The 25054-nt window shown below is 44.5% G+C and carries 18 protein-coding genes; 12 read left to right on the top strand and 6 right to left on the bottom strand.

Annotated elements, in window-relative coordinates; translation table 11 throughout:
- The 3 genes from CXF65_RS06030 to CXF65_RS06040 form a co-directional block, all read right to left on the bottom strand.
- The coding region (locus tag CXF65_RS06030) for an ESPR domain-containing protein (protein ID WP_264754728.1) at window positions 1-384 on the bottom strand (384 nt) is incomplete at its 3' end.
- Window positions 385-882: 498 nt separating this feature from the next.
- Window positions 883-2415: a sensor histidine kinase gene (locus CXF65_RS06035; protein ID WP_227523205.1), complete on the bottom strand. Its 1533-nt coding sequence runs from the start codon at window positions 2413-2415 to the stop codon at window positions 883-885.
- 41 nt (window positions 2416-2456) lie between these two features.
- Window positions 2457-3143 carry a response regulator transcription factor gene (locus tag CXF65_RS06040; protein ID WP_101211400.1) on the bottom strand — a complete coding sequence of 229 codons (687 nt, stop codon included), beginning with the start codon at window positions 3141-3143 and terminating at the stop codon, window positions 2457-2459.
- 267 nt (window positions 3144-3410) lie between these two features.
- Between CXF65_RS06040 and CXF65_RS06045 the strand changes: the two genes are divergently transcribed.
- Window positions 3411-3968, top strand: coding sequence for a Spy/CpxP family protein refolding chaperone (locus CXF65_RS06045; protein ID WP_101211401.1), 558 nt, complete (start codon window positions 3411-3413; stop codon window positions 3966-3968).
- A 141-nt stretch (window positions 3969-4109) separates the two neighbouring features.
- On the opposite strand, the gene CXF65_RS06050 is transcribed toward CXF65_RS06045, so the two are convergent.
- Window positions 4110-5846 (bottom strand): hypothetical protein, encoded by a 1737-nt coding sequence (locus CXF65_RS06050; RefSeq protein ID WP_101211402.1) that lies wholly within the window; start codon window positions 5844-5846, stop codon window positions 4110-4112.
- A 44-nt stretch (window positions 5847-5890) separates the two neighbouring features.
- Window positions 5891-7978 carry a hypothetical protein gene (locus CXF65_RS06055; RefSeq protein WP_101211403.1) on the bottom strand — a complete coding sequence of 696 codons (2088 nt, stop codon included), beginning with the start codon at window positions 7976-7978 and terminating at the stop codon, window positions 5891-5893.
- 295 nt (window positions 7979-8273) lie between these two features.
- Here CXF65_RS06055 and ggt point away from each other — a divergent pair, with 295 nt between their 5' ends.
- A complete protein-coding gene (ggt, locus tag CXF65_RS06060; protein WP_227523207.1) occupies window positions 8274-10139 on the top strand; it encodes a gamma-glutamyltransferase in 1866 nt (621 codons plus the stop codon).
- Between the two features lie 10 nt (window positions 10140-10149).
- Here the strand turns inward: ggt and CXF65_RS06065 are convergent, their stop codons facing one another.
- Window positions 10150-10965: an AraC family transcriptional regulator gene (locus tag CXF65_RS06065; RefSeq protein WP_227523206.1), complete on the bottom strand. Its 816-nt coding sequence runs from the start codon at window positions 10963-10965 to the stop codon at window positions 10150-10152.
- 303 nt (window positions 10966-11268) lie between these two features.
- Between CXF65_RS06065 and CXF65_RS06070 the strand changes: the two genes are divergently transcribed.
- The 10 genes from CXF65_RS06070 to cysE all read left to right on the top strand — a co-directional run bounded on the left by CXF65_RS06070 (window position 11269) and on the right by cysE (window position 24913).
- Complete coding sequence (locus CXF65_RS06070; RefSeq protein ID WP_101211404.1) at window positions 11269-12291, top strand: proline racemase family protein; 1023 nt, start codon at window positions 11269-11271, stop codon at window positions 12289-12291.
- Between the two features lie 147 nt (window positions 12292-12438).
- On the top strand, window positions 12439-13686 hold the full coding sequence (locus tag CXF65_RS06075) for an NAD(P)/FAD-dependent oxidoreductase (protein ID WP_101211405.1): 1248 nt from the start codon (window positions 12439-12441) through the stop codon (window positions 13684-13686).
- Window positions 13687-13790: 104 nt separating this feature from the next.
- Window positions 13791-14657, top strand: coding sequence for a 4-hydroxy-tetrahydrodipicolinate synthase (gene dapA / locus CXF65_RS06080; protein WP_101211406.1), 867 nt, complete (start codon window positions 13791-13793; stop codon window positions 14655-14657).
- Window positions 14658-14768: 111 nt separating this feature from the next.
- Entirely contained in the window at window positions 14769-16280 is a 1512-nt protein-coding gene (locus tag CXF65_RS06085) for an aldehyde dehydrogenase (RefSeq protein ID WP_101211407.1), read from the top strand.
- A gap of 89 nt (window positions 16281-16369) precedes the next feature.
- Window positions 16370-17818, top strand: coding sequence for an alanine/glycine:cation symporter family protein (locus CXF65_RS06090; RefSeq protein WP_025651020.1), 1449 nt, complete (start codon window positions 16370-16372; stop codon window positions 17816-17818).
- A gap of 316 nt (window positions 17819-18134) precedes the next feature.
- Entirely contained in the window at window positions 18135-21839 is a 3705-nt protein-coding gene (gene dnaE / locus CXF65_RS06095) for a DNA polymerase III subunit alpha (protein ID WP_101211408.1), read from the top strand.
- Between the two features lie 227 nt (window positions 21840-22066).
- Window positions 22067-22453 carry an Hpt domain-containing protein gene (locus tag CXF65_RS06100; RefSeq protein ID WP_025651023.1) on the top strand — a complete coding sequence of 129 codons (387 nt, stop codon included), beginning with the start codon at window positions 22067-22069 and terminating at the stop codon, window positions 22451-22453.
- Complete coding sequence (locus tag CXF65_RS06105; protein ID WP_101211409.1) at window positions 22450-23280, top strand: RNA methyltransferase; 831 nt, start codon at window positions 22450-22452, stop codon at window positions 23278-23280. Before CXF65_RS06100 ends, CXF65_RS06105 begins: the two co-directional genes overlap by 4 nt.
- A gap of 103 nt (window positions 23281-23383) precedes the next feature.
- A complete protein-coding gene (locus CXF65_RS06110) occupies window positions 23384-23827 on the top strand; it encodes a YtoQ family protein (RefSeq protein WP_101211410.1) in 444 nt (147 codons plus the stop codon).
- Between the two features lie 174 nt (window positions 23828-24001).
- Window positions 24002-24913, top strand: coding sequence for a serine O-acetyltransferase (cysE, locus tag CXF65_RS06115; protein ID WP_101211411.1), 912 nt, complete (start codon window positions 24002-24004; stop codon window positions 24911-24913).
- Window positions 24914-25054: the final 141 nt, after the last annotated feature.

Raw genomic sequence — 25054 nt, forward strand, 5'->3', positions numbered from 1 at the left:
AATAGATTGCTCACCCATTGCGGTGGTGTGTTGACCGCTACTTCCTCCGCCAATGGCAATAGTCTGACTTCCGAACGCTGTGGCATTCTTACCTATAGCAATGCCATGAAGAGGACTTGCCGTAGCATTAGTCCCACATTCTACTTCTGTAGCAGCATGGCAAGAGGCAGCATTCACCTGAAGACTAAAACCAGCCGCTATCAGCCCTAATCCGATGGCACTTAAGCGCAGACTATTGACGGATGAAAGACTGGGTGTCGTATTGATGGTAGCGTTTGCACTCACGCTAGATTTGGAAGATTTGCCACGTGCCTTAGCATATTCACCAACTGCAGTGAAACAATTCAAGGCTTCATTCCATATTACTTTATAGATGCGGTTCATAATGTGTACTCCCTTACAGACTTATCGGATTTAAAAAATCAGAGTCGTTATCTATCTTGTAGAGAGTCGATATAACAAAATAAAACGGGTTATAAGCTTATATGGATGAACCTTTTTAGAGTGTCGCTTGCATGACTGTGTAAGAAATAAGACGTTTTTGTTTTGTAACATTTTTATAACTCTCTGTATATTAGTATTACCGAATATATAGAGAGTAACAATGCAACTCATCAGCCAATTACTACCGTTTGTCCATTATATTCATAATAATGAATATAATGTCTTATCAGAAATGGACTAGTCTTGATTGTCCAGCTTTTTGAACACAGATTCATATTCTTATTACAAATTTGTATAGGGTCTGTTGAACATTCAAATATTAGGACTGCCAGTGCCACATTTGAATGTTCAACAGACCCTATATGTTACTGACTGATATTGTGTATTAAAGCACCACTTTGTGTGTGAATCTATATACAAGTCATAGTTAAATAAGTGTTATCCAATAGGCAAAACTATCTGCACCACAAGCCCTTGTACGCCATCTTTGCGGTTATAAACATTGATTCGTCCTTTGTGCGCCATGACAACCGCGTAGACGATTGCCAGTCCCAAGCCATAGCCACCCGTCTCGCGATGACGCGCAGAATCGAGGCGGACAAAGGGCTGAAAAATACGATCTACATCCTTATCCTCGACGCCGCCGCCCTCGTCAGTGATACTGATTTGGATAGCAGGTGTTTTATTGTCCATCTGCACTTCTGTCATCTCAGCAATCACGGTAGAGGCTGGTGAGGTATGCATAAAGGCATTGCGAATGACGTTCTCAAGCGCACTGTGCAGCTGTTCTTGATTGCCAGATATGGTCCAACACTCTGTCAAAGAATCCGTTCGTGATATTTTTAGTGAGGAGCTAGGCGGCTGCCATTGCCAGCGTACGTTTTTATGTTGAAACTCGAAACAAACATCTTGGGCAATGTCGCTAATAATCTCAGAGAGATTGACGGCCTCACTTTCTAGATTATCGATGGTGTATTGCTGCATTTGTAGCGATTGAATATGGATAATTTGCTCAATCAACTCATTCATTCGTGCCGACTCTTTATCGATACGGTCGAGATAACGACTGGCATTGGGCGCAAAATCCCGCGTCAGCTCAGTGGCGACATCCAAACGCGCCAATGGCGAGCGCAGCTCATGCGAGATGTCACTGAGCATCTGCTTACGTGCCAGCTCGCTATCAGCCAGTCGTATCGATAATTGGGCCACGTCTTTACCCAATAATCCTAACTCATCATCTCCCATCGTTGTTAAGTTTGGATTGACTTGATAATCACCATCAATCATGCGATGGACGGTATGTTGCACTCGGCGAATACGCTGGGTCAAGGTACGACTGAGCCAATAGCAGACCAAAATACTAAAGAGAATTATCAGCAACAAGCGCACAGGAAAATGACTGCGTTGCAGCGCGACCAATTCGGCAAAACGCAGATGGGGACGCAGCTGTATGATAACGCTCTGCTCATCCGGTAAAGCAACTGTCAGGTCAGCCAATTCAGGGCGATTATCGCTATCAGCTATCGCAGCTCTCCGACTAGGCATCACTGGCTGAAAAATGCTTTCGAAATAAGACGGCTTAGCACTGGGCATCTCATTAGCGGGCTGAGCAAATGGGGCATTGTTAGGTTTCGGCGGTGTTTCCATAGAATAATCAAGTGCTTGCCGATCTTTTGGCTGATCCTCTCTGTCCCGATAGCGTGGAAATATGATAGCGCCTTGCCCATCGTAGACTCTAATCTGACTCATCAATCGTCGCTCTTGACGATACATATCTCTAACCGTGGGTAAATCGCCTATTTCTAACGCTGCAACCAGCTTTTCACGCTTGACCAATAAGCGCTCAATCTGCACATCCATCCGAGCGTTCAGCTCTTTTTCACTGAGCCAGCGCTCCACCATAATGGATAAAACCGAGGTGATCAAAATCGTCACCAATAAGCTTAAAAATAGACGCCAAAATAGAGTCATACGTATCTTAAATATTGACGCTTTTATTGAGTAGTCCGTCATCACAGCACCAACTGATAGCCTTTACCACGAATCGCTTTTATCGGCTCATCGTGGAAAGGTTGAAGTTTTTTGCGCAATCGCGAGACGTGGACATCAAGGCTACGATCGAAGGGCTGTAACTCTCGCTGCAACACATGTTCTGACAGCCATGCCTTACTCACGACCTCGCCTTTTTGTTTGAGTAGCGCGACCAAGAGATCAAACTCTGTACCGGTGACTTGTAACTCTATGCCATCTATCTGACAAAGCCGCTGGTTTTGATCCAGATGTAAACGGCTCTCTGGTAGCGGCATATGTTCTGATGCCGCCGCGTTGGTGCGCTTAATGACGGCATTGATACGTGCCAGCAGCTCTCGAGGATTACAAGGTTTGGTAATATAATCGTCAGCGCCCAGCTCCAGCCCAATAATACGATCAATCTCTTCTCCCTTGGCAGTCAGCATAATCACGGGGATATCACTAATATTGGGCAACTGACGCAACACACTAAGACCATCGATTTTTGGCATCATAATGTCTAACACTAGCAGATCGTAAGCAGCCTCATTATTCATCGCCGCTTTAAGTTTTTGTATGACCGCCTCACCATCGTGAACGCAGTCGCATGTCACCCCGTGGTTGTGCAAGTACTCTTGTAATAACTGGGTCAATTCTTCGTCATCATCGCCTAGTAATATGTGTGGCACATCTGTCTCCTTAAGCGTTATATCGCTTTATTAGCCATATTATCAGTCAATTGCTTATCCATTCGCTATAAACGTTACCTTTCTTAATACTTCATAAATGTTCGTAACCTTTAACTGTCGTAACATAACGGCTATCAGCGACAAATACTGATGATATGCAATGATGGATAGTGGCTATCCGGGACACTTACCATGCATAGGCTGATCAGATAAAAACTGACTTTTTCGCAACCAATAACGTTTGCACCATAAATTAAGGTAATAATGATGAAAAAATTATTAATGGGCTCAGTATTAGCAATGTCTAGCATTTTCACCGTAACAGCTTGTACCAGTGTGAATGCAACCACTGATACCACACCAACGACCAGCAAAATGCAGCATAAAGATGGCATGAAAAACGCCATGAAAAAAGACGGCATGAGAGGTCCAATGTCGCAGCTAGATCTAACAGCAACGCAACAAGCGCAAATCAAAGCCATCATGCAAGCACAACACGGCGATCGTAAAGCTGACCGTACAAAATACCAAGCAGAACGTACGCAAATGCAGCAACAAATGCAGCAACAAATGCAGCAACAAATGCAAGCATTGACCAGTGCCAGCACATTGAATACAGCCGCCGTTAATCGTCTAGCTGACCAGCAAGCGGCGAAAACCAAACAACGCTTTATTGAGCGTGTACAAACTCAACATGCTATCTCGCAAGTATTAACCGCTGAGCAGCGCGCCAAGCTTGCCAAATTGCAAGCCGAAAAAATGGCTAAAGGTTATAAAGGCTCAAAGCACGGTAAAATGCATGGCAAACCACATCAAGGCATGTAAGCTTTTATCAATACAGAGACATGTATTAATAGTTAATGTCTTACAAGTGTTAAAACTAAAAAGCGCATCGTATAAACGGTGCGCTTTTTTGGTTTTAATTTCAATAACGACTAACTAAACTTACCTACGATTAATCCGCTTTTATTCAATCGTCCCGAACTTCTCTTTAGCCATTGGCATGACACTAAACATCATCTTTCCTATCGCAGTACCATTACCATCACGATAATACTGCATCAGCTCATTACCATACTCGCGCACATCAATACTATTACCAGCATTGGGCACTTGCACATCGTTTGGTAAATTGGGAAATGCCATGTTTTTGGCGCTTATAGCGGAATACTGCTGCAAAACATCTATGACCATGTTTTTATTGGAAGCAGTCTCGCTCGGAAGCTCACTACGCAGATGCTGCCATTTGAGCTGACCCCGCTTATCAAAGCCATACAACTGCTGTGTCTCTGCTTTCGCTAGTATTGTACCTTCTTTCGTCTCTTCTTTTGCCTCTGCCATTGTTTCATCTGCTGTTTCACTATCACCATTCATGCCACTCTTTATCATTGCCAACATTTGCTGCACCAACGCTTTACTGGTAAATTTCTTAGCATTTGTGTCGCCTGCCTCGTAAGCCGCGCTTTCTTTAACCAGTTCTGGATATCGCTGACTTAGCCGCTCGTAGATGATGCGCATGTAGTCTTGATAAAACTGCTCATAACTCTCAGCACTTTGTACACGGCGAATGACTTGATTACTTGCCAGCATGGCTGGTAGCTGATGCGCGGGCAGCTTGGGAGAGAGCGAGGCTAGCGTATTAGGGGCGACATAATCAAACTGGCTGACAGGTGCCGCATCAAATGTGGCATCTAACGCTGCAAAGTGGCTTTTTATCAATTCACTACCAAAGCCTTTGGGTAAGGTGCCGTCATCAATGGCTAGTTTTAACCACTTGTTGCGCCACTTTATGCCGAGCTTATCGTCTAACAGTTCTGAATTGAGCATCGCAAAATTATCTGCCCACAGATAAATATCACCGTTTTTAAAATCTATATAAACTGGCTGATTGATACTGCTTTGATGATTGCGCGCTTGATACTGCGCGCTCACCAGCATAGTCGCCTTGCCAGCCATTGGCTGATAAATGCCTTGTGCATTGATAGACAGTGGCTTTAGCACATAAGCATCTAGTAATTGTGACTTTTTGATATCTTGTTTGCTCTGCTTATTCTCATATTCATTAAATAGCTTTTCATAATAGGGCGATACATAGGGTGAGACAGTCGTAGCGCTTGCTTCACGAGCCGAGTCCATATCAGACGCGGTTGTTTCCATCTCTGCTACTGAATCTACCACGTCTTCAGCTGCCGCATCAATGGCATAGGATTCACTATCATAGTGCGCGTCTCTCCATGCCTCATAAGCAGCCGAACAAGCTAGGTAGGACTGTTTAAGTGCCTCACGCTGGTCATCATAATCAGTCGCTGCAATATCCTTATGCTGTGCTTGCGCCTTTGTTAATAAGGCCCCATAAGCTTGGTCGTGGCTATCATCACAATAGCTATCCACATATTCTGATGCCACCAGTTGCGTGCTATCAACATCGCTAAACTGTTGCTCGTTACTGATTTCAAGATTGCTATGGTAGCTAAAGGACTGGCGGCGCTGTTTTTGTAACGCCGTCGCCAATGCTGTCTTGGCTGCCGCTGGTGTTTGCTTAGCAGTTATCGCGTTAGATTGTTCGAGACTGGTAGATTGGCAACCCGTTAATAATAGTGCCCCTGTGATCAATGTACCAGCAAATAGGCGGTGGCTATTGATAACTGACGGAAAGCTAGCTGACGGAAGACGACTTGCAATGATTTGATGTGCTTTTTTCATTTTTTATCCTTAATAAATATGGGCTTGAACATGACAAGATAGCGTTATTGATCGTCTACCCTGTTGTCAGCATCATCTGCGGCATCGTCTTCGATATCATTATCATCTTGACGATCAACACTGTCATATTCTGCTGCCTCATAGCTGCTATCATCATCCGCATAATCGCTACCATAGTCGTCGTCATCGTAATCACCACTGCGACCACTATAATCATAGCGGGCATCACGTGCCGCTTGCAGCCTGTCTTTTTGTTGACGCTGCTCTGCGATCCATGCATTACCATCGATAGCAGCTTTAGCATTTGCGCCAAAAGACTCGGTCAATAAAGGCGTTAGTGCGTGGTTATTAAAGCTGCTTTTATCATAGCGTATTTGGTTTAGCACGCTGTTCGTAGAGCCCAGCAAATCGCCACCGATATTTATCCGCTGCTGCTTGGCAAGCAGGCGATCTGAGCTGTCTAAATAATAGTAATTTATCTGATTAAAAGAGATCGGACCGATGGCCTCAATAAGTTGCAAAAGCGAACCTACATCCGCACTTTGGTAGCCTTTATTGTATAGCTGCACTTTCGCTAGCGCGGTTTTTAGCATAGCGCCATCAGGATATTTTTGTGGATTGGCATCGACATAATCCTGTAGCGACTTTGTCATGTATTTTAAAGTCTTGCCAATCATCTCACCGCTTTGCTTACTGCCAAAATAGACTTTTACCGCACGCCTCGCCCCGACTTCTTTGGCAAAGGCATCACTGCGAATATCTACCGCGCTAAAGTGCTCGGGCGCTAGCTCTGCCATGCTACTCTGTATGGCAGCGATGGCGGCATCATACAGCACTGCTGGCGGTAGCTGCGCGGTAATACTCTCTGGCAAGCCAAAACTGACGGTATGCGAGGCCATTTGGTTAGGTAAAGGGGTATTGTCAGGATTAACAAGCGCCACGATAGGCATGATTGCAGACGGGTCTACCGTGACTTTGCTATGGTTAAAATCGAACGCTAACGGTATCTGGATGGATGAGCTAATCGTCGGTGTCACATAGTCATAGCTATAGACGCTCTGTAGTTGTCGTTGTTTGGGTTTGTACTGAGTGACACTATTAAAGGTTAAATTTTGATATTGATAAGCATTTGACGCAGCTATCTGTTCAGGCGTGCGATGGAACATACTCAGCATTTGACCAATGACGCCCGTAGATGACGCTGATGGGCTATCTTGTTCTACCGCCTCTGACTGCTGTTTAGCCATTTGTATGGCTTCATAGTTTTTTAACAGATTTTTGGACTTTAGGTTTGAGACCCCTGAGAGAATGCCACCTTCTGCATTACCATATTCATTATAGCCATCGCTGTCGTAACCCTCTCGATTGTAGCCATATTCATTGTAACCGTCTTGATCATAGCCGTCCTCATCATAGTTAACATCTTCTACAACACAGACTTCATAAGCGTCATCGTCCTCATTGTCATTGCATTTATTCGACTCTGCACTTACCTCTGCTAACTCTGCCATAGCCTCAGTTTGCCTGCCCTCATAATCACTTTCATCATAATCATTCTCATCATAATCACTTTCATCATAATCACTTTCATCATAGTCACCGTCAGGCTCATAAGCATAGGCTTCTATAATCGTTCTAAGCAAGCTACTAGAGCCTGCGTCAATACTATCTGGATCAATAAAAGGGACCGCTTGATAATTGGCTTGCGCGACTGCCACATGCTCTGTTGTCAGATGTTGATGAATAGCAGCAAGTAAATGAGACTTGGCTTGACTGTCAGTGTTGGGATATGTCTCTTGGTTAAATAACTGTTGATAACGCTCAGATTTGGCATCAAGGCTGGCATTAAATGCGCGTCCTTGTGCTTGGTTTTGCGTGCTATCGGCGCTATTAAAATCAATCATATTTTTCGACACTGTAGACGATGCTACCGCTGACGATGACACCGCTGGGCTTGATTGACAGCCTGCCAGCCCAAAAGACGCACCACCAAGCAGTAATGCGCACCCTGTAATAGACAGTAATTTGCGTGGCTGATATGAATGATGGTTATGGTTATAGGCAGATGATTGGTGATGAGTCCTGTCAGAGTGACGCTGTTGTTCGCGCTGATTAATATGGTTGGATGACATAGTAATTTCTTCTTATAAATAGACAATCAATAATGAATAAACTCTAGCACTATTATTTATATCACAATGCGTTACAATTTAGTAAGATTAGAACGTATTTCTTAAAAATTTTCAGCATTTTGGATCAGGCTATTTACCTAAAAAATATAGAGCCAATCATTATTTCAATTAGAGTGTGTCCTCGCTTTATCACTTACGTAAAAAGGAATTTACCATGCAAAATCCAATATCGACAGAAGAAATCAACCCTTCTCACAATACCCTTAAAAGTAGAGCGAAAATCAAAGCCGCGATTATGTTAATCAGCAGTACGTTTTTAGTATCGTTATCTGCTCATGCTGTTGAATCGACAATCAATAAATCGAATACCATTAACCCAAGATCGATTAACACCAGTGCAATTAATCTAGCGATTATGGCTGATAATCCTACTGTGTTGTCTGAAACCAAACGTATTACGCGAGCAAAAACCAATAATCTTAAGGCTACGACTAACACTGCCAAAACTGATCAAGCCATCTATTCTGAAGACGCTATCGAACATCCGTTATGGGCAAAGAACGGTATGGTCGCGAGCCAAGAAGCTCTCGCTTCTGATATCGGCCTGAAGATTTTAAAAGACGGTGGTAATGCCGTTGATGCTGGGGTGGCCGTTGGTTTTGCGCTAGCCGTGACCTTACCGCGCGCGGGCAATATTGGCGGCGGTGGTTTTATGATGATTTATGACGCGAAGCAAGGTAAGACCGTGGCGCTTGATTATCGTGAAAAAGCACCAAGTGCTGCCACTCGTGATATGTATCTCGATGAGGAAGGCAATGCTGTCAGTGATTTATCACGCTATCACGGTCTAGCGGTTGGTGTACCGGGGACAGTAGCAGGATTGCTCAAAGCACTAGAAGATCATGGCACCATGAGTCGCGGGCAAGTGATGGCACCTGCAATTGCACTGGCTGAGAACGGTATTGAAGTCACCGCAGGCTTGTCTGAATCGCTCACAGCATTGAGTGATCGCATTCAAAAATGGCCAAGTACTAAAAAGATATTCTTTAAACCTGACGGCAGCGCTTATCAACCCGGTGAGCGTTTAAAGCAGCCTGAATTGGCAAAATCGCTTAAGCTTATTGCCGCAAAAGGCGCAGATGGATTTTATAAAGGGGAAACCGCAAGTAAGTTGGTCAAAGCGGTCAATGAGGCTGGCGGTAGCATGAGCTTGCAAGATTTGGCCAACTATGAAGCCATCGCTCGCGAGCCGGTCAAAGGCGACTATCGTGGTTATGAGATTGTCTCGATGCCGCCACCGTCTTCTGGTGGTATTCATATCGTGCAAATCTTAAATATTTTAGAAGGTTATCCGCTAAAAGAATACGGACAAAACAGCGCGCAAACCATTCACCTAATGGCGGAAGCCATGCAGTTAGCTTATGCAGATCGCGCTGAGTACTTGGGAGATTCCGACTTTATCAATGTGCCTGCTAGCGGCTTAACCTCAGAGGCTTATGCGGATAAACTGCGTAGCCTAATCGATCCAAACAAAGCCACACCAGCTTCGACGATTAAAGCAAACAATCCCCTACCATATGAGAGCGATCAAACCACGCATTTCTCTGTCGTTGATAAAGACGGCAATGCCATAGCCAATACTTATACGCTAAACTTCTCTTACGGTACAGGTCTTGTCGCTGACGGCACAGGCATTTTATTGAATAATGAAATGGATGATTTTTCTGCCAAACCGGGTGTGCCAAATGGTTATGGCTTATTAGGCGGTGAAGCAAATGCCGTTGAAGCCAATAAACGTCCATTATCGTCTATGAGTCCGACGCTGGTATTCAAAGACAGCAAGCCTTACATCGTTACTGGTAGCCCAGGTGGTAGCCGAATTATCACCACGGTTCTACAAGTCATATCCAACGTCATCGACCATGACATGAATATCGCTGAAGCCACTCACGCACCGCGTATTCATGACCAATGGCTGCCTGATGAGATTCGTATCGAAAAAGCCCTTAATGTCGATACCATTAAAAAACTAGAATCAATGGGACATAAGGTCAGTCCGCAGTCTGCCATGGGCTCAACGCAATCGATTATGCTGACCCCAAATGGCGTGTATGGATCTTCAGATCCACGTATTGTCGATGCGGCAGTCGTTGGGTATTGATTTGATTTTTTTATGATAAATGCGTTTGGCGAAATTGGCTGGGCGACAAACCCGTGAATTGTTTGAACTGACGGCTAAAAGCACTGTGATCGCTGTAGCCGCAGTTCAACGATATCTGAGTCACTGACACCTCATGACTAGCCAATAACTTCACCGCATACTCCAAGCGCAGCTTTTGCACAAACTGTAATGGCGACATATTCAGTACGACCTTAAAGGTGCGCTCTAGCTGCGATACGCTTAAATTAGCCAAGTCGGCCAATTGGGCGATATTTATTTTTTGATCAAGATGTGCTCGTACAAACTGAGCGACTTCAGCCAAGCGCGCGTGTTTACGTAAAACGCGCTCGTTATCTTCATCAATATCGACCGATATCCCAACCATGGCGACCACTTGTTGGCTCTTATTATAGATAGGCAGTTTATTGGTAATACACCATCCTAACTGACCGGATGCGTAACTGTGCAGCTCTAAGTTATCAACGATAGACTTCCCCTCTCGCAATACCTTCATATCTTGCAAAATATAATCCCTACTCTGTCGATGCGAAAACACCTCTTCTGTGGTGAATCCTACGATATCTTCGTGCTGACTCAACTGACAGCGTTTTAACAAAGTTTTGTTTGCCAGCTGATAACGCGCCTGCTCATCTTTCACAAAAAACACCACATTGGTCAAAGTATTCAGCAGCGGCAGTAATAATGAGATATTACCGACAAAAGCCTCACGACTATCGGGACGATAGACAGTCATACTCTGCTGCAATGACGTGGTAAGCATAGCAAGCGCTGTATCTTCTATTACATCTGTTATTACCTCAGTCATCGCATCTCATCCCTGTCATATCAATTTTACATTCAGCCAAACATCCATAACTCGCAGGCTATGTCGCGTATATCTATTATTACCAATTTTTAGGCACAGACTTCTCTAGTGTACACCGAGCCACTATGCAGAAATACGCATTTATCCATGAAAAAACAGCAAGACGCTCTCTGTAAAAAAGTCCACTCTATATATAGACCTCAGCAAATAACAACCAACTATTGGCGGTTAAATTAAAACCATTAGGTCTCATGCATAAAAAGCGGAATATAACTTTTTCACGGATGAATTAGGGCGTCGGTCATGTCTTCTACATTATTTAATTTTAAAATTATTGACTCTCATACGGGCGGTGAGCCCACTCGTATGGTCTATGACGGCTTTCCTGAACTCGTCGGCGACACTCTTCAAGATAAGCTGCAATACTTCAAACAAAACTTCGATCATCTGCGCCAAAGTATCATCTTAGAGCCACGCGGCAATGATGTTCTTGTCGGTGCATTACTCTTCCCTGCTACCAATCCTAAAGCCACAGCGAGCGTTATTTTCTTTAACAATGCTGGTTATTTAGGCATGTGCGGGCACGGTACGATTGGCGTTATCGTCTCATTGGCTTATCAACGAAAGATATCGGCAGGCGTGCACTGGCTAGAGACTCCTGTCGGTCTGGTTAAAGCAACCTTACATGATGATGGCAGCTGTAGTGTACAAAACGTCCCTTCTTACCGTTATAAAAAACAAGTTGACGTTCACGTTCCTGAATTAGGGCTTATCCGTGGCGACATCGCTTGGGGTGGCAACTGGTTCTTTTTAGTCAGTGAGCATGGACAAGACATTCAAGCAAATAATGTCGAAAAATTGACTCAAGTAACCATGCAAATTAAGCAAGCATTAATCACTGCTAATATCACCGGCGAAAACGGCGGCGAGATTGACCACATCGAGTTATTTACCGATAGTGATGATGACCAAGTCGATAGTAAAAACTTCGTTTTGTGTCCAGGTTCAGCTTACGATCGCTCCCCTTGTGGTACCGGTACTAGTGCCAAGCTTGCCTGCTTAGCGGCTGATAACCGTCTAGCACCTGAACAACTTTGGCAGCAACAGGGCATAGTCGGCAGCGTATTCACTGGCAGTTATCAGCATGCAACTGAGCTTAATACTGAGTTGAATACCGATCTTAGTACTAAGCTCAATAATGCAGCTGGTACGGCCTATCCTGCACAGACCATTATCCCAACGATTCGTGGTCATGCTTATGTTTGTGCTGAGACCACGCTCATTGTGCAAGAATACGATCCTTTTAAATGGGGCATCCCGTCTTAATGAGCTCTCAGCATTATTTATGAAATGACCTGATTTATGAAATGACCTGATTTATGAAGTGGCTTAACTTATTAAGTGACATATTTATTGATAAACGCGTAAACACTATCAAGAGTGCTTAATCGACGAACGTAAGCGAGAAAAATTATGACTACCTCAAACGTCGACTTGCATATTATTGGCGGCGGTATTATCGGTCTAGCGGCTGCGGTGACGTTGCAAGCGCGAGGCGTAAAGGTCGCACTGCTGGACGCCAATGAAGTGGGTCAAGGCGCATCATTAGGTAACGCAGGTCATATCGCTACCGAGCAAGTATTCCCCATTGCTGATGCCAGCATGCTCCGTCATGTACCCGCCATGTTATTGAATCCGACTGGACCGCTGCGCATAGACTGGCGCTATCTACCGCGTTTGTTGCCGTGGGCAATGCAGTTGCTCATGAATATGCGCCCTGAGCCATTTGAGCGGATTCATCAAGCGTTGTTAAGCTTAAATCAAAACAGCCTGCAAGCATGGCAAGGTTTTGCTGATCAGTGGCAATTAGGCGACTGGATACAAGTAAAGGGTTCGTTATTAACGGTTGAAAAGCCTAGTAGTCTTGAGCTATTAACAGCACACGGCAAGCGTCTCAATGACATTGATGTGAGAAATGAGCTGTTGAGCAAAGAGGATTTATTAGAGCGTGAGCCTGCCTTACAAGATAACCAATTAGCGGCGTTATTTTTCCCAAATACAGGACATATCACCAATTTAAAAGCTGTCATTAATCAGCTTCACAATACCTTTATACAATTGGGCGGTCATGTTATTGAACATTGTCGCGTCCTTGCAGCGACTAATGGTGCAGATGGTGTTCATTTAACCACCAGTCAAGGTGATATGACAGCGTCCAAAGTGATGCTATCAGCAGGCGCCCACTCTAAAGCCTTGGCCAAGCAACTAACAGGCGTCAACATACCTTTAGATACCGAACGTGGTTATCACTTAATGCTACCTCATGAAAGCGCGCGATTACAGATTCCCGTATCGAGTTTGGATCGGCGCTTTGTTATGACACCGATGCAAGAAGGCCTACGTTTGGCGGGTACGGTAGAGTACGCAGGACTTGATGCGCCTGCCAATATGCAGCGTGCGCAAATACTCTTACAACATGCGCAGCCTATGTTAAAAGCTCCGTTAGATGCTAGCGATAGCGTGTCATGGATGGGTTTTCGTCCATCGACCGCAGACTCCTTGCCAGTCATCGACAAAATCGAGCGCGTATTTTTAAGCTTTGGTCATCAGCATTTAGGTTTAACGCAAGCCGTCATTAGTGCGCAAATGATTGCCGAATACTATTTTGATGAAGACCATACTATCGATCCAAAACCGTATCAACTGGCTCGTTTTAAATAAGCTGCTTATTCAACGGTTATGAACCAAGCAAAAATCAACCGATTCATCATTGAATCATTACCCATTAAACCACCAACAATATCAACATCAATAAGGATAGTCTCATGAACATAAATGGAATTTTAGTCCCAATCGTTACCCCTTTTGACAATAACGGCAACGTTGATGCAAAGAAATTAACCTCGCTTGTTGAAGCCTTTATTGAAAAAGGCGTAGCCGGTATCGTTGCTTGCGGTACTACAGGTGAGTACTATACGTTTTCGGCCGCAGAGCGTGAGCTGGTGTTAACCACTATCGCCGAAGCCGCAAAGGATAAGGTCACCCTCATCGCTGGTATCAATAGTTTATCGACTGACCACTCTATTGAGCTTGCCGCACAAGCCAAAGCACTAGGTTATGACGGCCTTATGCTATCTGCCACCCCTTATAGCTTACCTGAGCAAGATGGCATCATCGCTCACTTCGAAAAAGTCGCGGATGCCAGTGAGCTGCCGATTATTATGTACAACTTCCCTGATCGTGTCGGCGTTGCTATTGAATTTGACACTGTTGCTCATTTAGCTAAACACCCCAATATCGTCGGCGTAAAAGAAAGTAGCGGCGACTTTAGTCATGCGCTACGCATGCTGCAAGCTAATTTTGATGACTTTGAGGTGGTTTGTGGCTGTGATGATCAGCCCGTTGATTTCTTCTTTTGGGGTGCAAAAAGCTGGATTGCGGGCGCAGCGAACGTCTTCCCAGCAGAGCAAGTTGCATTATTTAACGCCACCCAGCAAGGCGACTGGGATAAAGCCAAGCAAATTATGAGCGAGATTTATCCTGCTATTCATTCTATGGAATCTGGAAACTACAACCAAAAGGCCAAAGCGGGCTGCTTAAACGGCACCATGGATGTTGGTTCAGTACGTGTGCCATTAACTGATATGCCAGAAGACGAAAAAGCAGAGTTTTTAGCCCTACTGTCTAAATAACACTCAGCTCAGTTTAGTAAAAACAATGTTAAGGATAACCAATGCTAAATTTGATGCCGTATTCAAAATTCGGATCTATGGCATCAAAATTTGCAGACAAGGATTAGAAAAATGAGCACTAAAGAGCAAGCTACTAAACAACAAGCCACTAAAGAGCAAGTATTTGAGAAAGCAAAACAGCAACAGCTGTGGGCGGGTCACTTAATAGCCGCCGAAAATGTATCAAAAGAAACCTTAGATAATTACACGCCTATTGATAACAGCGTCATTGGTCAAATCGCCTCAGGTGACGCCAATGATGTTGACATTGCTGTCAAGGTCGCACGTGATAGCTTTGAGAATGGTGAATGGCGTCGTCTGGCTCCTGTTGAGCGCAAGGCTATTATGCAGCGCTGGTGTGCACTAATGCATGAGCATTTCGAAGAGCTGGCAGCATTAGATTGTGTGGATGCGGGCAAGCCGATTACCGAATGCTTAAACACTGACATGCCAGCGACTATCGAGACTTTTGAATGGTATGCCGAAGCAGCTGATAAGGTATTTGGTAAAGTCGCGCCGACAGGTAGCGCGGCTTTAGGGCTTATTGTGCAAGAGCCCATTGGTGTCGTTGGTACAGTATTACCTTGGAACTTTCCAGCCCAAATGTACGCTTGGAAAGTCGCCCCTGCTCTTATTATGGGCAACTCCGTCATTGTTAAACCCGCTGAGCTGACCTCTCTATCCGTCTACCGTTTAACCGAGCTTGCCTATGAAGCTGGCGTGCCCAAAGAAGCGCTGCAAATGGTCTGCGGCCTTGGTGAAAATGTCGGTGCCGCACTCGGCCAGCATATGGATGTCGATATGGTGTCGTTCACCGGCTCAACAGAGGTCGGACGTCTATTCTTACAATACTCGGCCCAAAGCAATCTAAAAGAGATCGTCTTAGAATGCGGCGGCAAAAGCCCACAAATAGTCTTTGATGATGCCGTACTTGATGACGCCGCCATTAACGATATCCTATCAGCCGCGTTTTGGAATATGAGTGAAAACTGTAGCTGCGGCTCACGCTTATTAGTTCACAGCAGCCAAAAACAAGCGCTACTTGAGCAACTAAAAAACGGTCTAAAAGGTTGGAAGGTCGGCTCACCCTACGATCCTGATACTGCCATTGGTCCTATGATTGAAAAAGCCCATTTTGACAAAGTTTCACATTATTTACAGACTGCTAAAGAGGAAGGCGCAACGATCGTTGCAGGTGGCAACATTCGTGAAGATTTAGGCAGTGGCTGGTATATTGAGCCGACTATTTTTGATGATGTTACAGCCGATATGACTTTGTTCAAGGAAGAAGTATTTGGTCCTTTGCTGGCGGTAACAAGTTTTGAGACCGAAGAAGAAGCCATCAAATTAGCCAATGAAACCAACTATGGACTCGCCGCTTCTTTTTATACACAGAACATCAAGCGCGCTTATCGTGTGGCATCGTCCATTAAAGCAGGTACTGTTTCAATCAACGGTTTTTCAGAAGGTGATATCACGACGCCATTTGGTGGTTATAAACAATCAGGATTTGGCGGTCGTGACAATGGTTTAGAAGCCTTATCACAATACGCACAGACCAAGACTATTTGGTTAGTTAATTAACAAGCGTGTTCAGTCAGTACAGTCATAAATTAAAACAACAGCTTAAATGATTTAAGCCTTTAGTCACATACTTACAGGGAAGTAAGGCCATGGAAGCGATTATTAATACCATCGTCGGCTATATATGGAGCGATGCGTTAGTTTATTTGGCACTCGGTGTCGGCATTTATTTTACCGTGATGACTCGCGGTGTCCAGTTTCGCTATCTCAAAGAGATGACTAGACTGTTGTTTGATAAGCAAACTTCAACCCAAGGTATTAGCTCTTTCCAAGCCTTTTGTATGGCGTTATCAGGTCGTATTGGGGTTGGTAATATCGCAGGGGTGGCCACCGCTATCGCAGCGGGTGGTCCAGGAGCGGTATTTTGGATGATTGTCATGGGCTTACTTGGCGGTGCGAGTGCTTTTATTGAGTCTACCCTTGCACAGGTTTATAAGCATACGGTCGATGATCAATATCGTGGCGGCTCGCCCTTCTATATCGAACGTGGTCTAAAGATGAAGCCATTCGCTATTCTAGTAGCAGCAGTCACTTGTCTTTCTTATGGTGTTTTGGTGCCGGGCGTGCAAGCCAACACCATTGCCGACTCTTTCAATACCGCCTTTAATATCCCACCCGTCATAACTGGTGCCATCATCGTTGCTCTATTGGCCTTTATTATCTTTGGCGGTGTCAAACGTATCGCCAGTTTTGCTGGCACGGTTGTGCCCTTTATGGCAATTGGCTATATTCTGTTGATGGTTATTGTCTTGGCCTTTAATGCCTCAAACCTACCTGCTATGTTCGCTCTTATTTTCAAAAGTGCGTTTGGTATGGATGCTGTCTTTGGCGGTATTGTTGGTTTAGCAATATCTTGGGGTGTGCGCCGTGCTGTATTCTCAAACGTTGCTGGTGCAGGCGAAGCTACTTTCAGCTCCGCTGCTGCAGAAGTCTCTCACCCTGCCAAACAAGGCTTAGTGCAAAGCTTTTCTATCTATGTTGATACGGTTCTCGTCTGTACTGCAACCGCGCTTATGATCTTGTCTACCGGCATGTATAACGTTATTCCTGCCGAAGGCTTGGTCTTAGTCGAAAACATGCCTGGCATTGCAGCTGGAACCGCATTTACTCAAGCCGCAGTATCAACGGTATTTAGTCAATTCGGTAGCGGTTTTGTTGCTATTGCTATCTTCTTATTTGCCTTTACTTGCTTGATTGCTTATTACTACATCGCTGAAACCACCCTAGTCTATTTGGATAGCAAGCTACGCTATCCAGTACTAAAGCCAATATTAAAAATTATATTCTTAATAATCTGCTTCACTGGTAGTATGCAATCAGTCGGTGTTATGTGGGCGCTAGGTGATATTGGTTTCGGCAGTATGTGTTACCTTAACTTCATCGCCATCGTCTTACTCAGCAAAACGGCGTTAAAAGTGTTAAAAGACTACGACGAGCAAATGAAGCTAGGACTCGATCCTGTCTTTGACCCTAGAAAAGCAGGCGTTGAAAACGCAGACTTTTGGATAGCTTATAGTGATAAACATGATAAGCGTTAAATATTAGCTAAATAATCGTAAATCTTTCGCCTATCAGAGCCTTCTACATCATTATGATATAGAAGGCTTTTTCCTATAATCAAACCCATTCCCAAAAACCATCCATTCAATTTGATACCCTTGAATCGGTGGCTGTACGTACCAAATAATGCTATTATTAGCAGCTAAATTTAAAATGAATAAATATGGCTATTGACGTCTTATTTACTCTTATTTACTCTTAATTACTTTTAAAAACTCACTTAAAGCATTGATAATAATAAATTTATTTTCTTAGCAGCTCATCTCCTTTCGATTGCACCAGTAAGAGTCCTCTATGGCATTTGTACACCTTGGCATTCACAGCGAATATTCAATTACCGATTCTATCGTGCGCATCAAGCCGCTTATCAAAGCTGCTGCCGCCGATAATCAATGTGCGCTGGCGTTAACTGATTTATCCAACCTTTATGCCACGGTGAAGTTCTATCGTGCCTGCCTAGGTGCTGGTATCAAACCGATTATCGGTAGCGAAGTCATCATGGAGAATGAGGACACGCGGCTAACCCTGCTAGCGATGGATAACGAGGGTTATCAAAACATTACCCGTATCGTCTCGCTTGGCTTTACTGAAGGACGCGCTGACGCTGCCAATCATGGCGTGCCTGTCATCAAACGCAGCCATATTTTAGAGCATGCCGCAGGCGTCATTGTCTTATTTACCGAAAAGTCAGATGTGGGTCAGGCACTGGTCGGCTCTATGCCAGAAAAAGCTGATGAGCTGCTGACAGAATGGCAAGCACAGTTTGATGATCGCTTATACTTTGCCATCAAGCGTACCAATCGTTCAGGGGAAGACACCTTTATTCAGGCTGCTATCCACTCAGGTGCCAAACATAATATTCCTATCATTGCTCATAACGACGTACGCTTCTTAGAGCAAGACGATTTTGACGCCCATGAAGCGCGCGTTTGTATCGCAGGCTCCTACGTGCTCGCTGACCAAAATCGTCCGCAAACCTATTCAGATGAGCAATATCTTAAAACCCAAGCACAGATGGAGCAGTTGTTTGATGATATTCCACAGGTTATTAATAATACTTTGCGTTTAGCAACCCGCTGTAATGTAACCTTGACCCTTGGTATTAACGTCCTGCCCGATTTTCCTGTCCCTGAAGGCGAAACGATTGAATCGTTTTTTCGCGCAGAGTCAATACGGGGCCTTAACAATCGATTAGATAAGCTATTTCCCGTTGAAGCACGTACTGATAACTGGAGCGATTTTCGCCAAAAGTATGATGAACGCTTAGAATATGAGCTGGAAGTTATCTTATCCATGGGCTTTCCCGGTTACTTCTTAATCGTGATGGACTTTATCCGCTGGGCAAAAGCCAATGGCGTACCCGTTGGACCCGGTCGTGGTTCTGGTGCAGGATCCTTGGTCGCTTATGCGTTAAACATTACCGACCTCGACCCCATCCATTACGACCTACTATTTGAGCGCTTCTTAAATCCTGAGCGTGTCTCCATGCCCGATTTCGATATTGACTTTTGTATTGAAGGTCGTGACCGTGTTATTGATTATGTGGCGCAAACTTATGGGCGTGAAGCGGTCTCGCAAATTATAACCTTTGGTACCATGGCGGCAAAAGCAGTGGTACGAGATGTGGCGCGGGTACAAAGTAAATCGTACTTTCTTGCCAGCAAATTGTCTAAATTAATTCCAAAGACCCCCGGTATTACGCTCAGCCAAGCGCTCGAGCAAGAGCCACAGCTTAAAGACTTAATCTCCAATCCTGACAATATGGATTATGAAGATGCCATCGAAATTTGGGAGATGGCAATCAAGCTTGAAGGTGTCTGCCGAAACGTTGGTAAACATGCCGGTGGCGTTCTCATCGCTCCGCATAAAATCACTGACTTTAGCGCCATTTATTGTGATGACGATGGTCACCGTGTCAGTCAGTTTGATAAAGATGATGTCGAAGCGGTTGGTCTGGTAAAGTTCGACTTTTTGGGTCTACGTAACTTAACCGTCATTAACGCTGCGGTAGAAAACATCAACTTGCGTCGTGCGAAAGAAGGCAAAGAAGCGTTGGTGTTAGAAGACTTGCCATTAGATGACAAAAAAGCCTACAAGCTCTTGCAAGATGCTAAGACTACTGCCGTCTTTCAGCTTGAAAGTATGGGTATGAAAAAGTATTTGGCGAAATTACAACCGACTAATATCGAAGATGTGATCGCCATGTGTGCGCTCTATCGTCCGGGTCCGCTCGATGCTGGCATGGTAGAGATGTATATCGACCGTAAGCATGGTCGTGAGGAAGTCATCTACGACCATCCTAATCTGGAACCGATTTTAGAAAACACCAACGGCGTTATTGTCTATCAAGAACAGGTGATGCAAATCTCGCAGGTGATGGCAGGCTATAGCTTGGGCGGTGCGGATATGTTACGCCGAGCCATGGGTAAAAAGAAACCTGAAGAGATGGCCAAACAGCGCGATATTTTTGTCACTGGTGCAACCTCGCAAGGTATCGATGAAGTGACCTCAGGTGGCGTCTTTGATTTGATGGAAAAGTTTGCGGGTTATGGCTTTAACCGCTCGCATTCTGCCGCATATGGCGTACTTGCTTATCAGACCGCTTATCTCAAGCAATACTACCCTGCCGAATTTATGGCGGCTGTATTAACCTCAGATATGAACAACACCGACAACGTGGTGTTCTTTATCAACGACTGCCGTGAAAACTTTGAGTTAACTGTGGTTAATCCATCGGTGAATCGTAGTGAATGGCATTTCGTCGCCGATACCCCGACCAATATCATTTATGGCTTGGGTGCGATTAAAGGCGTTGGCGAAGGTGCTGTTGAGTCTATCGTTGATGCGCGTCGCCGTGAAGGTCCGTTTAAAGATTTATATGACTTCTGCCGCCGCGTCGATATCAAAAAAGTCAATAAACGTACGCTTGAGGCATTAGTGAGTGCTGGGTGTTTTGATGACTTTGCGGCGACCCTACGTCCTGACTTGCCAGCCGATGAAGCTTACGAGATTCGTGGCGCGCTTATGAGTCAATTGCCAAGCGCCGTACAAGCCGCTGAACAAGACCGTCAGAACCGTGAAATCGGCATGATGGACTTATTTGGTGAAATGGACGGTGTCGTTGCTGCACCGCCATTGGTCATGACCTCAGAATTAATTTGGGGTGATAAGCACCGTTTAAAAGCGGAGAAAAACACCTTAGGTTTGTATTTAACCGGCCATCCAATCAATGAGTATTTGGATGAGATCAAACGCTATACCTCAAGCGCACGTCTCGATAAGCTAACGGACACTGGTTACAACGGTAGCTGCTATTTTGCAGGCTTAATTATCGATATCGCCAACTTTGGTAATCGTAATGTAATTATCTTAGATGATGGAACCTCACGCCTTGAAGTTAGCTGCTATGCTGAACGTTTTAACCGCGTCAAAGAACAGTTGAAGGTGGATGAAGTGGTCATCATCAAAGGCAGTATTCGTGAGCGTGACGGTCGTCTGTTTGCTCGTCTTGATAATGCCATGAGTATGGTTGATGCACGCTTGCGATGGCTGAAAAAAATCAGTATTAAAGTCCACGGCAGTGACATTAACCTACTAACACGTTTGCAGCCACTACTCAAATCGGCGCAAGCTGACATTATCCCAAAACCGCGCTTGTCCTTTAATGACGAGCAGGACGAGCAAGGTAATAGCAACAATAACGTTTATGACCCTGCCATGGGTGGCAGCTTGTATGACGAAGACGGTAATGATTTGTTGGCATTAGAAAGTGATATGAGTCAAAGCGCTTCTAATCAAAGTTATGCCAATAATGCTCTGAGCAATACCGACGCCTCAATCAACGATAACTGCCTGCCGCTAGGACTTAGCATTTACGAAGAGTTCGGTATTGCTAATGTAGGGCTCTCCGAACATTGGCGCGTCTACCCTAACGATGATAATTTGCAGCAGTTGAAGAACATGCTTAGCGAAGATAATTTACATTTTCATTATAGCTAGGGCGTGTCCTCATTTAAAAAATGGTCATAAAAATGAGATAAATTGCAGGCAAGTGAGGAAAATAGCGGAAATAATATCGGGATATTAATCAGCTATTTGACGATGTTTGGCAAAATTTAGCCATTTTTAGCCCATTTAGATACAATCGCTTGAATTGAGGGCACGCCCTAAACTGTTTATTGTGGTTATTCGAACTGCACTAATTTTATGATATTGGACATACCCTTATGACTGAAAATTTTAATAACAATCCTATCAATGCTGCTTCTGATGAAGAAATTATCAATCACGAACAATTTGAAGACATGCGTGACTTGCTAGAAGAAGACTTTGCCGACTTGATACAAGTTTATATTGCTGATAGTTACCAGCGCCTCACAAAGTTACGAGCTGCCCAACAAAAAAATGATAATGCCAATGGTTTCGAAGTTGCTCATGCGCTAAAAGGGGCTTGCGCCAACCTGGGTACGACCCAGTTGATGAACCTGAGCAGCCAATTACAAGAGCGCTGCCGTGAGCGCCGTATCGGTGAGCAAGCGGCACTGATTGAAGATATCGCCGTCGCCTTACAACGTGCTGAACAGGCAATCAATCAACGCTTGGGGCAATCATGAGTAGTGTGAATGACTATCTTTCTTGCCTACAAGTCGTCATGGTTAATACCACTTTGCCTGCCAATATCGGCTCAGCGGCACGCGCCATGCATACCATGGGTTTGTCGCGTTTAACTGTCATCGATCCCAAGCTACCAATCGATGACACCAGCGTCTCTCATGCTGCTGGTGGCAGTGACGTATTATCATCAGCCTTGATATCGCCAAGCCTAGAGTCTGCTATTGGAGATTGCCAGCTCGTATTTGCGGCCAGCAGTCGCAGCCGTCATTTGCCGCGCCCTGTGGTGACACCTACGCAAGCCGCTAAGATTATGCTCGACTTTATCGATGCACAGGCAGCTCTAAGTGTAGACGATAGTAATGCTGATACCTCATCTGCTGCGACTTCTAACAAACCAAATATTGCTATACTGTTTGGACGTGAAGACCGTGGATTGACCAATGAAGAATTGGCTTATGCCGATTATCATATTCAAATTGACGCCAATCCTGCTTATCCAGTGCTCAACGTAGCATCCGCTGTACAAGTGATTGCCAGTTTTATTTTTGCTTATGCCCAAGCGCATCTTAAGCTTAATGATAACGACGGTATCAACAGTCTGGACATGCATTTACGCCAACAATGGGATGAGCCAGCCATCACCCAGCAGCAACTGCAACAACTGACTCAGCGTATGACTGAGCTAATGGTGCAGCGCGGACTGGCAGACAGCGACAATTTAAAATCATTACCATCACGACTGTCACGACTGGGCTCACGCTTACAGCTTGATCAAAAAGAATATCAGCTATTAAGCGCTTTAATTGCTAAGCTTGCAAAAGATTAAAGCTTCTAATGCGCAATGTTTAGGGCGTTGAGTTTTTGGCATTGGCAACAGTAGTGTTAGTGTATTGCAAATCAGATGGTTTAATAATAAAAAGGAGTGAACAATGAATTGGACGGTTTATTTATCTGGAGAAATACACAGCGACTGGCGGCAGAAAATTATGCAAGGCGCGAAAAATCTTGGTCTTGCTATTACCTTTACCTCAGCCGTGACTGACCATGAAGCCAGCGACGCGGCTGGTGATGTGTTGGGTGAAAATGACAATGGATTCTGGCGTGACCATCAATCATCAAAGGTGAATGCGATTCGTACCAAAAATATGATGCAAAAATGTGACATTGCTATTATTCGCTTTGGCGATAAATACAAACAATGGAACGCTGCATTTGACGCCGGCTACTGCGCCGCTTTAGGCAAGCCTTATATCACCTTGCATGCTGAAGATATTATTCATCCGCTAAAAGAAGTGGATGCGGCTGCAATGGCATGGGCGCAAACGCCTGAACAGGTTGTCGAACTGCTAAAATATGTTACCAGTGACAGCTAAGTAACCTGTGCAAGTCGCCTATGTAAGTCACCTATGATTGTCTATAGAAAAATCGCCACTGCTTGGTGTTTATCTATAAACAATCTGTTTTAATTTATTATTCATCGCTATATTTTGTACTGCGAAACTGCTATAACTAAAGAGATTGTCATCAAAAATACGATAGGACGCTTTATGTCATTGCCAGCCAAATTGTTCAAATCGCTTACCAGCATCAAAAAAGATTTAAAAGAAGATATCGATGCGGTATTCACCCGCGATCCTGCAGCGCGTAATAGCTTGGAAGTCATCTTAACCTATCCTGGCATCCATGCGCTTGTCTTACATCGTGGTGCCCATTATCTTTGGAATCATGACCAAAAGCTCGCTGCTCGCGTTATTTCTTACGGTTCGCGTATCATCACAGGCATTGAAATTCATCCGGCTGCTAAAATTGGTAAGCGATTCTTTATCGATCATGGGGTTGGCGTGGTCATTGGTGAGACTGCTGAGATTGGTAACGACGTGACGCTATACCATGGTGTTACTTTGGGCGGTGTGTCTTGGAATAATGGCAAGCGTCACCCAACGCTAGAAGACGGTGTAACGGTCGGTGCTGGTGCAAAAGTTTTGGGACCATTTACAGTCGGTAAAAACGCTAAAATCGGCTCGAATGCAGTGGTAGTCAAACCAGTACCAGCAGGCGCCACAATGGTCGGCAGTGCCGCGCGTATGATCTCAGATCATCACGATGAAAAAGGCAACCCAATCGCGACAAAAGTACAAGACGCTAAGCAACAAGAAAAAGTTGCGCAAGCTGGCGAGAACAGCGATCAAACTAACGACACTACCCCTACTGCCAAACGTACCAATACTTTCCGTGCTTATGGTATCGACCCTTACTCACAAGACCCTGTCGCAGAAGCATTTGCTAAAATGCTTGAGCACATTCAACAATCAGAAAATCGTCTCGATCAACTGCAGTCAGCGATGTGTGATATTGATCCCAATTTTTGCAAAAAAGAGTATGACAAACTGTGTCTAGAGGATTTAGATGTGATTGGTCGTGCTGATGTAGAAGATATCAATGATGAAAAAAATCGCTAAGACAATCGTTAGAAGTAGGCAGTACTGTTACCGTATAAACTGATAACAAATGCTTATACGAATTGTAGAAAAGACACAATAAATTCAAGGCGGTCTTAGATAAAATCTACCATATCCGCATACATGGTAGATTGACTTGCT

Origin of the sequence: Psychrobacter sp. Sarcosine-3u-12, from assembly GCF_002836005.1 — a bacterium.
Taxonomy (GTDB): domain Bacteria; phylum Pseudomonadota; class Gammaproteobacteria; order Pseudomonadales; family Moraxellaceae; genus Psychrobacter; species Psychrobacter okhotskensis.